Source organism: Acidobacteriota bacterium (genome assembly GCA_040752915.1).
Taxonomy (GTDB): Bacteria; Acidobacteriota; UBA4820; order UBA4820; family DSQY01; genus JBFLVU01.
This window is the reverse complement of the sequence record JBFMHB010000024.1, coordinates 14045-27324: the sequence shown is the minus strand read 5'-3', so window position 1 is coordinate 27324 and position 13280 is coordinate 14045. Positions and strand designations below refer to the sequence as shown.

10 protein-coding genes are annotated in these 13280 nt (G+C 68.1%); 3 read left to right on the top strand and 7 right to left on the bottom strand.

Annotation, left to right across the window (positions count from 1 at the left end; all coding sequences use genetic code 11):
- Positions 1–26 precede the first annotated feature (26 nt).
- The 6 genes from prfA to AB1824_06245 form a co-directional block, all read right to left on the bottom strand.
- Positions 27–1106 carry a peptide chain release factor 1 gene (gene prfA / locus AB1824_06270; GenBank protein MEW5764566.1) on the bottom strand — a complete coding sequence of 360 codons (1080 nt, stop codon included), beginning with the start codon at positions 1104–1106 and terminating at the stop codon, positions 27–29.
- A gap of 30 nt (positions 1107–1136) precedes the next feature.
- Positions 1137–2108 carry a DUF1385 domain-containing protein gene (locus tag AB1824_06265; GenBank protein MEW5764565.1) on the bottom strand — a complete coding sequence of 324 codons (972 nt, stop codon included), beginning with the start codon at positions 2106–2108 and terminating at the stop codon, positions 1137–1139.
- A 12-nt stretch (positions 2109–2120) separates the two neighbouring features.
- Positions 2121–2327, bottom strand: a complete 207-nt coding sequence (rpmE, locus tag AB1824_06260; GenBank protein MEW5764564.1) for a 50S ribosomal protein L31 — start codon at positions 2325–2327, stop codon at positions 2121–2123.
- A 154-nt stretch (positions 2328–2481) separates the two neighbouring features.
- Complete coding sequence (locus AB1824_06255; protein MEW5764563.1) at positions 2482–3504, bottom strand: zinc-binding dehydrogenase; 1023 nt, start codon at positions 3502–3504, stop codon at positions 2482–2484.
- A gap of 24 nt (positions 3505–3528) precedes the next feature.
- Positions 3529–3834 (bottom strand): hypothetical protein, encoded by a 306-nt coding sequence (locus tag AB1824_06250; GenBank protein ID MEW5764562.1) that lies wholly within the window; start codon positions 3832–3834, stop codon positions 3529–3531.
- 30 nt (positions 3835–3864) lie between these two features.
- Positions 3865–5076 (bottom strand): radical SAM protein, encoded by a 1212-nt coding sequence (locus AB1824_06245; GenBank protein ID MEW5764561.1) that lies wholly within the window; start codon positions 5074–5076, stop codon positions 3865–3867.
- A 223-nt stretch (positions 5077–5299) separates the two neighbouring features.
- Between AB1824_06245 and AB1824_06240 the strand changes: the two genes are divergently transcribed.
- Both AB1824_06240 and AB1824_06235 read left to right on the top strand, forming a co-directional pair.
- Positions 5300–6811 carry a pitrilysin family protein gene (locus tag AB1824_06240; protein MEW5764560.1) on the top strand — a complete coding sequence of 504 codons (1512 nt, stop codon included), beginning with the start codon at positions 5300–5302 and terminating at the stop codon, positions 6809–6811.
- A 10-nt stretch (positions 6812–6821) separates the two neighbouring features.
- Positions 6822–8981: an insulinase family protein gene (locus AB1824_06235; protein ID MEW5764559.1), complete on the top strand. Its 2160-nt coding sequence runs from the start codon at positions 6822–6824 to the stop codon at positions 8979–8981.
- Between the two features lie 81 nt (positions 8982–9062).
- Here AB1824_06235 and pbpC read toward each other — a convergent pair whose 3' ends face one another.
- On the bottom strand, positions 9063–11426 hold the full coding sequence (gene pbpC / locus AB1824_06230; protein ID MEW5764558.1) for a penicillin-binding protein 1C: 2364 nt from the start codon (positions 11424–11426) through the stop codon (positions 9063–9065).
- A 249-nt stretch (positions 11427–11675) separates the two neighbouring features.
- On the opposite strand from pbpC, the gene AB1824_06225 reads away from it, so the two are divergent.
- A complete protein-coding gene (locus tag AB1824_06225) occupies positions 11676–13241 on the top strand; it encodes an aspartyl protease family protein (GenBank protein ID MEW5764557.1) in 1566 nt (521 codons plus the stop codon).
- Positions 13242–13280 lie beyond the last annotated feature (39 nt).

The window sequence follows — 13280 nt, the reverse complement described above, 5'->3', positions numbered from 1 at the left end:
CGAGATTCTCCCCCGGTAAGGATTGCTTACTTCACGGCCCTGGCGAATTCCGCTTCGAGGCGCTCGGCCTCGAAGGTCTGGACGAGGGGCTCGAGGAGCATGTCCATGTCGCCGTCGAGGATGTCCGAGAGGCGGTGGATCGTGAGGTTGATGCGGTGGTCCGTGCAACGGTTCTGGGGGAAGTTGTAGGTCCGGATCTTCTCCGAGCGGTCGCCTGAGCGGACCATGGACTTGCGCGTGGCGCTGAGCTGAGCCATGCGTTTCTCCTCCTCCATCTGGAGGAGCCGGGAGCGGAGGATCTTGAGGGCCTTCGCCTTGTTCTTGATCTGGCTCTTCTCGTCCTGGCAGGAGACCACCAGGCCCGTGGGCAGGTGGGTGATGCGGATGGCGCTGTAGGTCGTGTTGACGCTCTGGCCGCCGGGACCCGAGGAGCAGAAGCGGTCGATGCGGAGGTCCTTCTCGTCGATCTGGACGTCGATCTCCTCGGCCTCGGGCAGGACCGCCACGGTGACGGCGCTGGTGTGGATCCGGCCCTGGGCCTCGGTGGAAGGCACGCGCTGGACCCGGTGGACGCCGGCCTCGAACTTGAGGCGCGAGTAGACCCTCTCGCCCGACAGGGAGCACACCACTTCCTTGAAGCCGCCGAGGTCCGTCCGGCTCTCGTCCAGGACCTCGATTTTCCAGCCCCGCCGCTCGGCGTAGTGGGCGTACATCCGGAACAGGTCCCCCGCGAAAAGGGCCGCCTCCTCGCCGCCCGTCCCTGCGCGGATCTCGAGGATGGCGTTCTTGGCATCGTTCGGATCGGTGGGCAGAAGGCAGACCATGAGGGCCCGCTCGAGCTCCTCGAGGCGCGGAGCGAGGGCCTCGGCCTCCTCGCGCCCCATGGCGGCCAGCTCGGCATCCTCTCCCGAGGCGAGTTCCTTGGCGCCCTCATAATCGGAGAGCGCCTTCCGGTAGTGGAGGTAGGTCTGCACGGTGTCGCCCAGGTCCGCGTAGGCCTTGGAGAGTTCTCGGAAGCGGGCGGAATCGCCCATCACCTCAGGCCGGCCCAGCTGATCGGCGATTTCGTTCCGCCTCTGAACGAGGCTGTCGAGGCGCGAGAGGATAGCCGGGTCCATGGAGTCTCTCCTTCCGCCTCAGGCCGCGGCGGCTTCCGCGTCCAGATCCCGCGCCTCGCTCAGGGCCTTGAGGGCCACCTCGAGCATGGAGTCGTCGGGCTCGCGCGTGGTGAGGAGCTGGAAGGCGAGGCCCGGCCAGAGGAGGGGGCGCACCCACGGGCTTTTCGGAAACTTGGCCGTGAAGCGGATCAGCTCGTAGGAGATCCCCGCGATGAGAGGCAGAAAGACGATCCGCGCCAGGGCCTTGGCCCAGAACGGGAAGGAGTGGGGGACGAGGGAGAAGACCAGGATGGACACCACCATGACGAAGAGGAGGAAGGAGGTTCCGCACCGCGGGTGCAGGCGCACGTGCCGGCGCGCGTTTTCCACCGTGAGGTCTTCCTCCGCCTCCCACGTGAAGACCACCTTGTGTTCGGCGCCGTGGTAGGCGAAGACCCTTCGGATGTCCTTCGCAAGTGAGATGCCGAGAATGTAGACCAGAAAGACCGCCACCCTCAGGGCCCCGTCCACCAGGTTGAAGCCGATGGAGTTCTGGGCCAGGGTCCAGCGCGTGGAAATGAACTGCGTGGCCACGAGGGGCAGGTAGAAAAACAGGAGCACCCCCAGCGCCAGGGAGAGCGCCACCGTAAGAACGAGGGACCAGGTGGAGGCGGCGGCGGGCTTCTCTCCCTCCTTCAATTCTTCGGCCATGGCCACTTCGGCCGAGTAGTTCAGGGCCGAGATGCCCAGCATGAGGGACTTGAAGAGAATGACCGAGCCCCGCACCACGGGGAGGTTTCCGAAGCGGCCGCGGGCGGTCTCCAGAAGCCGCTCCTTCTTGACCTGGACGTCGCCCTTCGGGTCGCGGACGGCCACGGCGTAGGTCTTGGGGAGCCGCATGAGGACCCCCTCGATCACCGCCTGCCCGCCCACCAACACGCTCCCCTCGGCCAGGAGGGGCAGAAACACCCTCCGCGTCGCCCGGGACAGGGCACCGCCGGATTCGATCATGGGAGGGACGGTCTACTCCGACTTGTTCTTGTACTTGCGGTTGAACTTCTCGATCCGGCCCGCGGTGTCCAGGTATTTCTGCTTGCCCGTGAAGAAGGGGTGGCAATTGGAGCAGATTTCCACCTTCAGGTCCTTCTTCGTGGAGCGGGTCGGAAACGTGTTCCCGCAGGCACACGTCACGGTGACTTCGTGGTATGCGGGGTGAATGGCCTTCTTCATGGAGCAAAACCTCCTAGCAAAAGAGGATTTTAGCCCAGTTTGCCCCCTCTTGGCAAGGGGATCCGGCGCAACCGGCGACACGGGCGACCGGTAACCGGAGGGAATGGGTCGGCCCGTTCCCTCTCTTCCTCTGAGGTCCGCCTCGCCTCCCGCTCTACCCGACGGTGAGGACGACCTTTCCGACGGTGCGCCGGTCCTGCATGCGGCGGTGAGCCTCGGCGGCCTTCTCCAGGGGAAGGGCGAGCCCCACGCGGGGCTTCACGACCCCCTGGACTCGCAGATCGAGCATCCGCGCGGCGGCCTCTCTCAGAAGGTCGCTGCGGGAGGCCATGTGGTAGAGGTTGAAGCCGGAGAGGGTGCGGTTCTTGTCGATCATGGCGAGGGGCGAAACCAGGAGCATGCGCCTCAAGCGCCACAAAGCGCCCAGCCGCGCGATGGCTCCGGGCTTCACCGCCGCTGCGGCCCCGAAGAGGACGTGGCGGCCGTAAGGCTCCAGGAGACCCCAGGATTTGTGGAAGGTGTCGCCTCCGATGGAGTCCAGGACCACGTCCACCCCCCGCCCCGAATCCTTCCGGATCCGCACGGCGAAGTCCTCCTGGGTGTAGAGGATGGGGACGGCCTCGGGATACTCCTCCTTCACGACGGCGGCCTTTGGTTCGCTGCTCACGGTGGCGAAGACCCTCGCGCCCGCATGCCTCAGCAGTTGGAGGCAGGCGATGCCCACCCCGCCTGCCGCGGCGTGGACGAGGACCGTCTCCCCCTCGCGGACGTGGGCCAGTTGGTGGACGGCGTGCCAGGCCGTCAGGTACTGGACCGGAAAGGCCGCCGCTTCGGGAAACCCCATGTCCTCTGGGAGTCTGAAGACGAAGGCCTCGGGCGCGGCCACCTTCTCCGCGTAGCCCCCAAAGGTGCAAAAGGCCATGACCCGGTCCCCGGGCTTGAAGGCCCTAACACCTTGTCCTGTGGCTTCCACGACGCCCGCCACCTCGATTCCGGGAACGAAGGGCGGCTTGGGCGCCGCCTTGTAGATTCCCAGCCTGGAAAGCACGTCGGCGAAGTTGACGCCGGCGGCGCGCACGTCCACGAGGAGAGTCCCGGGCCCGCACGGTGGGGCCGGGACTTCACGGACCTCCAAGAGGGAGGCGTCCCCGTATTTAGGAATGACCACGGCTTTCATGGCGGTTCCTTTCCTACCGGGCCGTCATCGGCCCCCGAACTTCGACACCAGCAGCACCGTCACGAGGGCGGTCAAAAAGAGCGCCCTCCGCATCCACAGGAGCCGGATCTCCCACGGGGATTCCCTGGGAATCCCCTTGTCCAGGGCGAAGAGAAGGCTCAGCGCAAGGAGCGTCCACAGGGCGATCCCGCCCCAGGGCTCGGGCAGGGCGGGCAGCCTGAGGATTCCCTTGGCCTCGAGCAGGGCCGAGGCGCCCGCCGCGCCGAGGAGGACGACCCCGACCCCGCAGGCCGCGCAGAGGGCTTTCGCGGTGTTCTCCGTCCAGCGCATGGCCACTCCTCGAAGGACCGCCCGAGCGCGTCAGGCGGGCTTTCTCGGGCGCATCTTCAGGGCGAAATAGGGCCTCGCCAGCGCCTTCACGGCCCTCAGGCGGGCCACGTAGAAGGCCTTCCTCCAGCTCCAGGGCACGAGGTCCCTGGCGTCATCGGGATTGACGATGAGGCTCACCTCGATATTCGGCGCCATGCCCACGGGAAGCCCCCTCTCCATGCAGGATTCGAAGACCCTCCGCATGACCACGACCATGTCCTCGAAACGGGGCGAGGGTTCGTTCTCCATCGCCGTACCCTGAAGGGGCCGGAAGATGCACACCGTGGGGAAACAGCCCAGGGAGGTGATGAAGTCGATGGCCTCCAGGGTCTTCTCCAGGGGCTCCAGGCCGGCGATGATCTCCCCCGAGTTTCGCCCCTTCCCCATCTTCTTCGCCGTGTACTCCATGGCCCGGAAGAAGGCCTCCTGGCCCACCGTGGCGGCCTTGCCGGGACAGACCCGTTCGAACCAGCCGGGGTCCTGAAACTCGTAGCAGAAGGAGAAGTGGTCCGCTCCCGCGTCGATGAGGCGGTCGTACTGGGAGAGGTCCTTCTCGGGCAGGACCTGCACGCCCACGAGGGCTCCCACCCGGTCCTTCACGGCCCGGACGTAGGGCTCCACCGTCTTCAGCCCCCCGCCCGCCTGGTCCCCCGAGTTGAAGTGGACGAAGGTGACGCCGCTCTCCCGCTTGGCGGCGAGGGCCGTTTCCACCACGTCCTGAATGTCCTTTTCGGCCTCCTCCGTGACCCCCACGTTGAGGCCCGTGGCGCAGAAGCGGCAGTTGAGGGAGGGCCGGGCGGACCAGAACTGGCAGACCCTCCCCACGTAAATTCCCAGGTAGGTCCCCTGGAGGACGCCCACCTGGCTCATGAGGGTCCCGCGGGAGGTCCGCCGGCCGTACCAGGAGGGCTGGGCCGGCAGGCGCACGGGATAGATGAGTCCCTCCTCTCGGGCGTCGGACACGGCGTAGCCCCCGTCCCGCCGCTCGAGAGAGTAGGGAGAAGACGCCGCGAAGGGCTCTTCCACCGGCACGTTGACCCAAATCGTCTTGTGGGCCGCCGGGAGACACAACTCGAGGCCCGATCCCAACCCCGCCCGCACCTTGGCCAGAAACCGGGCGTCCCCCTCCACGGCGCGAGGATCCACGCGGATGCCCTTGCAGAGAAGATCGATCTCGAGTTCGGCAGGATTCAGAGGTCGCATCCGGCCCTCCTTCCCGGTCCAGCATACAGGGAAACCGCCCCTCGGAAAAAGGAACCGTTGAGGACCGGGAGCGCCGCCCGAACCGTCTCGAAACCTCCGGCCCTTTCTCTCCGTATAAAGAAGTTTGCAATCATCCGCGGCAGTCCCCATGGGAGTCGGCGGGGAGGGAATGCGGCGGCCGTTCATCGGAACGTTGCGCATGAATCGGAAAGGAGAATCGGGCATGACGTGGAAGAGGCGTTTCGCGGCCCTCTGCGTGCCTTTGCTGGCCGTGGGCATCTCCGCGGCCTTGCGGGCGGAGGGCTTCAAGGATCTGCAGGGAAGGGTCGTCGAAAAGACCCTGCCCAACGGGTTGAAGGTGATCATCCTGCCGAGGCCCTCGGCCCCCGTGGCCTCCTTCGTGACCTACGCCGACGTGGGCGGCGTGAACGAACAGCAGAACGCCACGGGGCTCGCGCACATCTTCGAACACATGGCCTTCAAGGGCACCACCTCCGTGGGCACCAAGGACATCGAGAAGGAACTCGCCGCCATGAAGGCGGAGGACGAGGCCTTCCTGGCCCTCCGCGCCGAACGGAACCGCCGGCCTGCGCCCGATCCCGAGCGCCTGAAGTCCCTGGAAGCCGCCTTCAAGGCCGCCCAGGAAGAAGCCCAGAAGTACTCGGAAACGGGCGAGTTCGACAAGATCATCGAACGCGAAGGCGCCCAGGGCATCAACGCCTTCACCGCCTTCGACCAGACCGTCTACTTCTATTCCCTGCCCTCCAACAAGGCCGAGCTCTGGGCCGCCCTGGAGGCAGACCGCTTTTCCAACCCCGTCCTGAGGGAGTTCTACAAGGAAAAGGACGTGATCATGGAGGAGAAGCGAATGGGGGAGAGCAGCCCCACCGGCCGCCTCTTCGACGACTTCTTCCCCGTGGCCTACAAGGCCCACATGTACCGCTCCTTCGTCATCGGGCACATGAGCGACCTGCAGCACATCTCCCGACAGGACGCCATGAACTGGTTCAACACCTACTACCGCGCCAGGAACCTCACCTGCGCCGTGGTGGGGGACGTGGATCCGGGGGCCCTGCTACCCGTGCTCGAAAAGCACCTGGGCCGGATCCCGGCGGGCGTCAAGCCCGAGGGGCCGGTCACCGTGGAGCCTCCCCAGCGGGCCGAAAAGCGCGTCATCATGGAGGACAAGGCCCAGCCCTTCCTCGTGATCGGCTACCACCGCCCCGCCGTGACCCATCCCGACAGCGCCGCCTACGAGGCCCTGGCGGACATCCTGGGCGGAGGCCGGTCCTCCCGCCTGTACACCGCCCTCGTCAAGGAGAAGAAGCTCGCCGTGCAGACGGCCTCCATGCCCACCATCGAGGGCGAGAAGTACCCCGGCCTCTTCGTGATCTTCGCCGTGCCCAACAAGGGCAAGAGCAACGCCGAGTGCGAGGCCGCCATCTACGCGGAGCTGGACCGCCTCCAGAAGGAACCGGTGACCCAGGAGGAGCTCGACGGCGTGAAGGCCCGGGCCAAGATGAAGTTCATCGACTCCATCGACTCCAACGTGGGCCTGGGCATCCAGCTCGCCATGGCGCAGAACGTCCACGGGGACTGGCGCGAGATGTTCAAGGCCCTGGACAAGATCGACGCCGTGACGGCGGAGGACATCCAGCGCGTGGCCAAGACCCTCTTCCTGAAATCCAACCGCACCGTGGGCCTCATCGAGACGGTCCCCGACCCGGCGAACTGAGGAGGCTGCCATGGACATCACGAAAAGGAAACCCCTGTTTGGCGCCCTCGCCCTGCTCCTCGCCGCGCCCGTCCTCGCGGCGGGGGCCCAGAAGCCCCGCCCCATCGACGCCCTGAAGTATCCCAAGCTGAACGAAATCAAGATGCCCGCGGTGGAGCGCGTCCAGCTTCCCAACGGCCTCAAGGTGATCCTCGTGGAGGACCACGAGCTTCCCGTCATCCAGATGCGCGCCCTGGTCCGCGGCGGCAAGGTGGCCGAGCCCGCGGGCAAGACCGGCCTGTCGGACCTCTTCGGCGAGTCCCACCGCACGGGCGGCGTGCAGAGCCTGAGCGGCGACAAGGTGGACGAGTTCCTGGAGCGCATCGGCGCCTCCATCGAGTCCGGCGTTTCGGACGCGTACGGGTCCCTTTCCGCCAAGACGCTCAAGGAGAACTTCGACCAGGTCCTGCCGCTTTACGTGGAGTTCCTGGCCTCCCCGGCCTTCGCCGGGGACAAGGTGGACCTGGCCAAGACGCACCTCAACAGCGTCATCGCTCGGCGCAACGACGAGGTGATGAACATCGCCCGGCGGGAGATCCTCAAGGTCATCTACGGAGCCGGCTCGCCTTACGCCCGCCAAATCGAATACGCCGACGTGGAGAACCTCTCCCGGGAGGACCTCCTCGCCTTCCACGGCGCGTACTACCGGCCCGATAACGCGCACCTCGCCGTCTGGGGCGACTTCGACACGGCGGCCATGAAGGACAAGCTGGCCGCGGCCTTCGCCTCCTGGAAGGCCTCCGGCCCCCGGCCCGAGATCCCCGAGCCCTTCCTCTTCCCGCCCGAGCCCTCGGTGAACTACATCGAGAAGAAGGACATCGAGCAGACCTTCCTCTTCGCCGGCCTCCTGGGGCTCCGCCTCGACGATCCCGACTTCCCGGCGGTCAACATGCTTTCCGAGATCCTCGGCGGGAGCATGGCCTCGCGTCTCTTCACCCAGATCCGCACCCTCAAGGGCCTGGCTTACGGAGCCGGCGGGTTCATGGTGCCGGCCTACGACCACCCCGGGGCCTTCTACTTCTTCACCTCCACCAAGCCCTCCACCACGGCCCTGGCCCTGGAGACCCTCCTCGACGAGTTGAAGAAGATCCGCGTCGAGCCCGTCACCGACGAGGAGCTGGACCGGGCCAAGAAGGGCTACCTCAACTCCTACGCCTTCGAGTTCGATTCCACGGACAAGATCGTGAACCGGCTCCTGACCTACGACTTCTACGGATACCCCGCCGACTTCAACGCCCGCCTCCGCGACGCCATCGAGAAGGTGACGAAGGACGACGTCCTCGCCGCGGCCAAAAAGCACCTGCGGGTCGAAGACCTGGCCGTCATCGCCATCGGGATTCAGGAGAAGTTCGACCGGCCCCTCTCGGAGTTCGGACCGGTGAAGACCCTGGACATCACGATCCCCGATCCGCCGGCCAAGGAGACCCTCCCCGAGGCCACGCCCGAGGCCCTCGAGCAGGGGAAGGCCCTCCTCCGGAAGGCCGCCGCCGCCAGCGCCGAGAAGGCCCTGCGCTCCTTCAACGACCTCACCACCACCGGCAACGTCTCCGTCCACTCCCCCATGGGGGCGATGGACCTCAAGGTCAAGACCGTCTTCGCCCTGCCCGGCCGCTCCCACAGCACCATCGAGACGCCCATGGGAACCATGGCCCAGGTCTTCGACGGCAAGAATGCGTGGATGGCCGTGGGGAACCAGCACCGCTTCCACCCCGCCTCCACCGCCGAGGAAATGAAGCAGGGGATCTGGCTGGACGGCGGCTTCGTCCTCCTGTGGCAGGCCCTCCTCGACGGCAAGGTCGAGGCCCAGGCCCTCGGCAAGACGACCTTCGAGGGTCAGGAAACCGAGGAGGTCTACCTCCGGGCCCCCGCGGAGAAGGTCCGCCTCTACCTCTCCCCCGACGGAAAGACCGTCCTCGGCGCCCGCCGCCGGGTCCTGACCCAGGAGGGACCCAAGGTCATGACCGAGATCTTCTCCGACTACCGGGATGTCTCCGGCCTCCAGATCCCCTTCAAGACCGTGCAGAAGGATGGCGACAAGGAGGTGGGCGTGCAGGTCATCCAGACGGCGGTCGTCAACGCCGGCTTCGCTCCCACCCTCTTCGAGAAGCCCGCGGCGGCCGAATCCAAGTAACCCGCGGCCGGCCCGCCGGACCGCACCGACAGCAAGAAACGCCCCGCCCCTTGGGCGGGGCGCTTCCGTATCCGGGGGGGCCTACTTCACCACGATCTCCGCCCGGGCCGAGTGCCCCCGGCCGTCCCGGACCTCCACCACGTGCGTCCCCCGTGTCAGGGGCCAGTCCAGGCTCCCGTCGGAGGAGGCCCGCCCCACCTCGGCGCCGTCTACGAGCCAGAGGAGGGTGCGGGGAGGGCCCTCCGCCGCCGCGCGGAAGGGTAGGGTCTGAAAACCCGGGCGGAGGGTGGGGTCGAGGAGGTAGACGGCCCCCGCGGGAGGATTGAGCAGGACCAAGGGTGGCGCCGACGCGCGGCGCTCCCCCCCCGGCGGAGGCGGAGCAGGCAGGGCCGTGGCGCCCTCCTCGAGCCGGCCGGCGCTCCGCGCCCAGGACCGGTACTCGGAGGGCCAGGCCACCGTTCCACCCTTTCCATGCCACGAGCACGAGACCGGCGCGGCGGACGGAGGAAGCCATTCCCTCTCCACCCGCGGGCACAGGGGCGAAGCGGTCAGCCCAGAAAGGGCGCAGATTTCGAGGGGGGAGAGCCCCTCCGGAAGGTCCGCGAGGGGCGGGTCCGCGGGCCCGGGCAGGCGCCCCGTCGCCCGCCGCTGGGCGGCCACGAGCACGTCGTGAAAGAGGGGCCCGGCGCCGGTCACGCCGGAGGAGTTCACCAGGGGCGTCCGGTCGAAGTTGCCCACCCACACCCCCACCGTGACTTCCCGCGTGAAGCCCACGCACCAGTTGTCCCGGTAGGCCTGGGAGGTGCCCGTCTTGACCGCGACGGGGAAGGGAAAGTCCAGGCTCCCTCCCGAACCGAAGGCCCACGCCCTCGCCGAGGGGTCGCTCAAGACATCGGCCGCCCAGAAGGCCGCGCGGGGAGAGAGGATCCGACGGGGTTCGGCGGGGGCCGGGGAAGTGGACGAGCCGTCGCTCCACCGGACGCGCCGCACGAGCCGAGGCGGGAGGTAGAGGCCGCCGCGGGCCAGGGCCGCGTAGGCGGCGGCCACCTCGTCGAGGCGGACCTCGGCGTCCCCGAGGGTGAGCCCGAAGCCGTAGAAGTCCGCGTTCCGGTCCAGGGTCGAGAACCCCGCCGCCCTCAGCAGGCCCAGGAGGTCCGCCACGCCGACCTTGGAGAGCAGGTACACGGCGGGGACGTTCTCCGAACCCGCCAGGGCGACCCGCGCCCGCATGGGGCCCCGGAAGACGCCGTCGTAGTTGCGGGGAGCGTAGAGGACGCCCTCCTGGGCCGTGGGGAAATGGGAGGGCACGTCGGGCAGGACCGAAGCCGGCGTGAAGCCCTTCTCGAAGGCCAGGGCGTAGGTGAAGGGCTTGAGGGCCGACCCCGGCTGGCGCGGGGAGGCGGCGCCGTCGATGGCCCCACCGTGGGCCCCGTCGAAGTAGTCCCCGGAGCCCTCGTAGGCCAGGACCTCGCCCGTCTCGTTGAGGAGGACCACCACGGCCGCGTTGTGGGCGCCATGGGCGAGGCGGGCTTCCCGACCGGCCGCCAGGATTCCCCGGACGTCGCCCTGCAGGTCGAGGTCCAGGGCCGTCTCCACCCTGGAGGCCCTGCGCCCTTCGAGGCCGCCAAGGACCCGCTCCACGAAGTGGGGCGCAAGGAAGGGGCGGTCCGGACGGCCCACCTTCAGGCGCTCCCTCAACGCCCGGCCATGGTCCTCCCCATTCAGGAACCCCAGGGCCCTCATGCGGCCCAGCACCCACCGCTGGCGTCCCAGGGCGGAGTCCAGGTTCTTGTAGGGGTCGAGGGCCGTGGGGCGCTGGGGCAGCCCCGCCAGGAAGGCGGCCTGGGCCGGAGTCAGGTCTTGGGGCGAACAGCCGAAGTAACCCCGGCTCGCCGCCGAGGCCCCCACGAACTGGTTTCCGTAGGGGGCCAGATTCAGGTAGAGGGCCAGGATCTCCCGCTTGGAAAGCCGGTGCTCCAGGCGGAGCGCGTAGACCATTTCCCTCAGCTTGCCGCCCACGGTGCGCGGCCGGCCCATGAGCCGCTTCACGGCCTGCTGGGTGAGGGTGGAGCCCCCCTCCTTGATCCGCCCCGCCTTCGCGTCGTGCCAGAGGGCCCGGCCGAGGGCCAGCGGGTCCAGGCCCGGGTGGAGGAAGAAGCGCCCGTCCTCGGCGGCCAGCGTGGCGTTTACGAGAGTTGCCGGCAAGGAGTCGGGCGCCAGCCACGCGCTCCGGCCCTCCCGCTCGGAAAGGCTCTCGTAGAGGGGAGCGCCGCGGCGGTCCACCACCTGGGTGGACTGGTGGGCGGAAGGGTCCAGGAAACCCTCGGGGAGAGGCCCGCAGCGCAGCCACAGGACGAGCGGGATAGACGCCAGAAGGAATGCCGCCGCGGCCCTCGCCCGCCTGGATCTCGCCAGGTGTCCGAACCTCTTTGCGGCGCCGCCCATGGTCTCTTTATCTGGGACGGGGAGGGGTTGGCCCCTTCCCGCCCAGCGCCCGGGGGGGCAGAGCCCACCGCGGGGGGCTCAGGCGCAGGCAGACCCGCGGCTTCGCCCATGGTGTCCACCCATCCTCACTTCGAAGAAGTCCCTTGCACATGTCCGATACTTCCGTCCGGAGCAATAGTGTACACGCTCGCGGTCTGCTACTCTTGCACAAAGGTCCCGCCTGGGGGGACCCGAAAGGGGGAACGGGAGATGAAGCGATGGGTGGCGGGGGCGTGGCTGTTGGGCGCGATTGTATGGGGTGCGGGGCTCGCTGTTCGTGGCCAGACGGGTGGCCCCCTCCCCGCCGACCGGAGCCAGACTATTGAAGGCCTTCTGGACGAGAGCCGGTACCAGGAAGCCCTGACCTCCGCCGAGGAAGGCCTGAAGGCCGACCCCTCGAACCCGGACTTCGGCCTGGGAAAGATCCGGGCCCTCCTCGGCCTCGGCAGGCCCCTCGAGGCGGCCCGCCTGGCCGTCCCCCTGGCGGGACGCCACCCGGACCGCCCCGAGTTCCGCTTTCTCGCCGGCGAATCGGCCTTCCATCTCGCCATGGTCCCCCAGGCCGTCCAGCACTGGTCGGCCCTCTTCTCCGTTCCAGGCTGGTCGGAGACGGCCTGCCGGAGGGCCGTGAACGCCCTCCTCGCCACCGGCAAGGAGGCCGAGGCCAGGGCCCTTCTGAACGAGACCCTGGCCCGGTTCGAGAAGCCCCCCGTCGGAATCCTGCGGCTGGCGCTCAGCCTCGCCCTCAAGGGCGAGGAGGGAGTCCGGCTCGCCGACCGCCTCCTTCTGGCCGATCCCGCCAACAAGGAGGAGTACGAGGGACTCAAGCGCCTGTACGCGTCCATCGGAAGCGCATCGCTCTTCGAGGAGAAGCTCGAAGCCGCCTATCCCGTCGTCCTCCCCCTGAAGGAAAAGTCGGAGTTCCGCGACATTTCCTCCCTCACGTGGGGCTCGGGCGACATCGGCACGGCGGGCGTCACCACCTCCACCCGCGTGGTCACGCCCGTGGCGGTGAACGGGACCAAAGAAAAGCTCATGCTTCTCGATTCGGGGTCCGACCTGTGTCTCGTGAGCCCCAAGTGGGTCGAGGAACTGGGCCTCAAACCCGTGGCCACGGCCGAGTACCTCGGGCTGGGCATCGAAGGCTCCCAGACGTCGAAGTGGGTCCTGCTGGATTCCGTGAGATTCGGCCCCCTCACCCTCCGCCACGTGCCCGCCATGGTCATCAGCGAGAAGGAGGACTTCTTCAAGGAGGTGGGCGGGATCATCCCCCTCTCGCTCCTCCGCCGCCACGGCATCCTCTACGACCGCCGGCACAGCAAGCTCGTGCTCCACCCCGCCGGCACCGACCCCAAGGCTGCCCTCGGGCCCGACGCCTTCAAGGTCAAGTCCCTCTGGCCCTACGACCGGCCCTTCGTGGAGACCTCGGTCAACGGAAGGCCGGGGTGCTACTTCCTCGTGGACACGGGCGCCTACGCCACCTTCATCGCCGCCGAGAGGGCCAGGGAGGTGAACGTCACCATCAACTCGGCCCGCTTCGGCTCCCAGATGGGCTCCGGCCTGTCGGGCGCCTTCGCCTCGGGCGTGGCCGCCGACGTCACCATGGTCCTGGGCAACACCCGGCTCAACATGCAGACCGTGCAGGTGACCCCCCTGGGCGGAGGCTGGGGGCTCCCGTCCTACGGGATCCTCGGCCGCCGAGACGTCCTCGACCTTTTCGCCATGTGGTTCGACTACCCGTCCAACACCGTCGCCTTCGCGCCCTACGACAAGTAAGCCAGGGGGGGGAACCGGCCACCGACGCCCGCGGTTGGG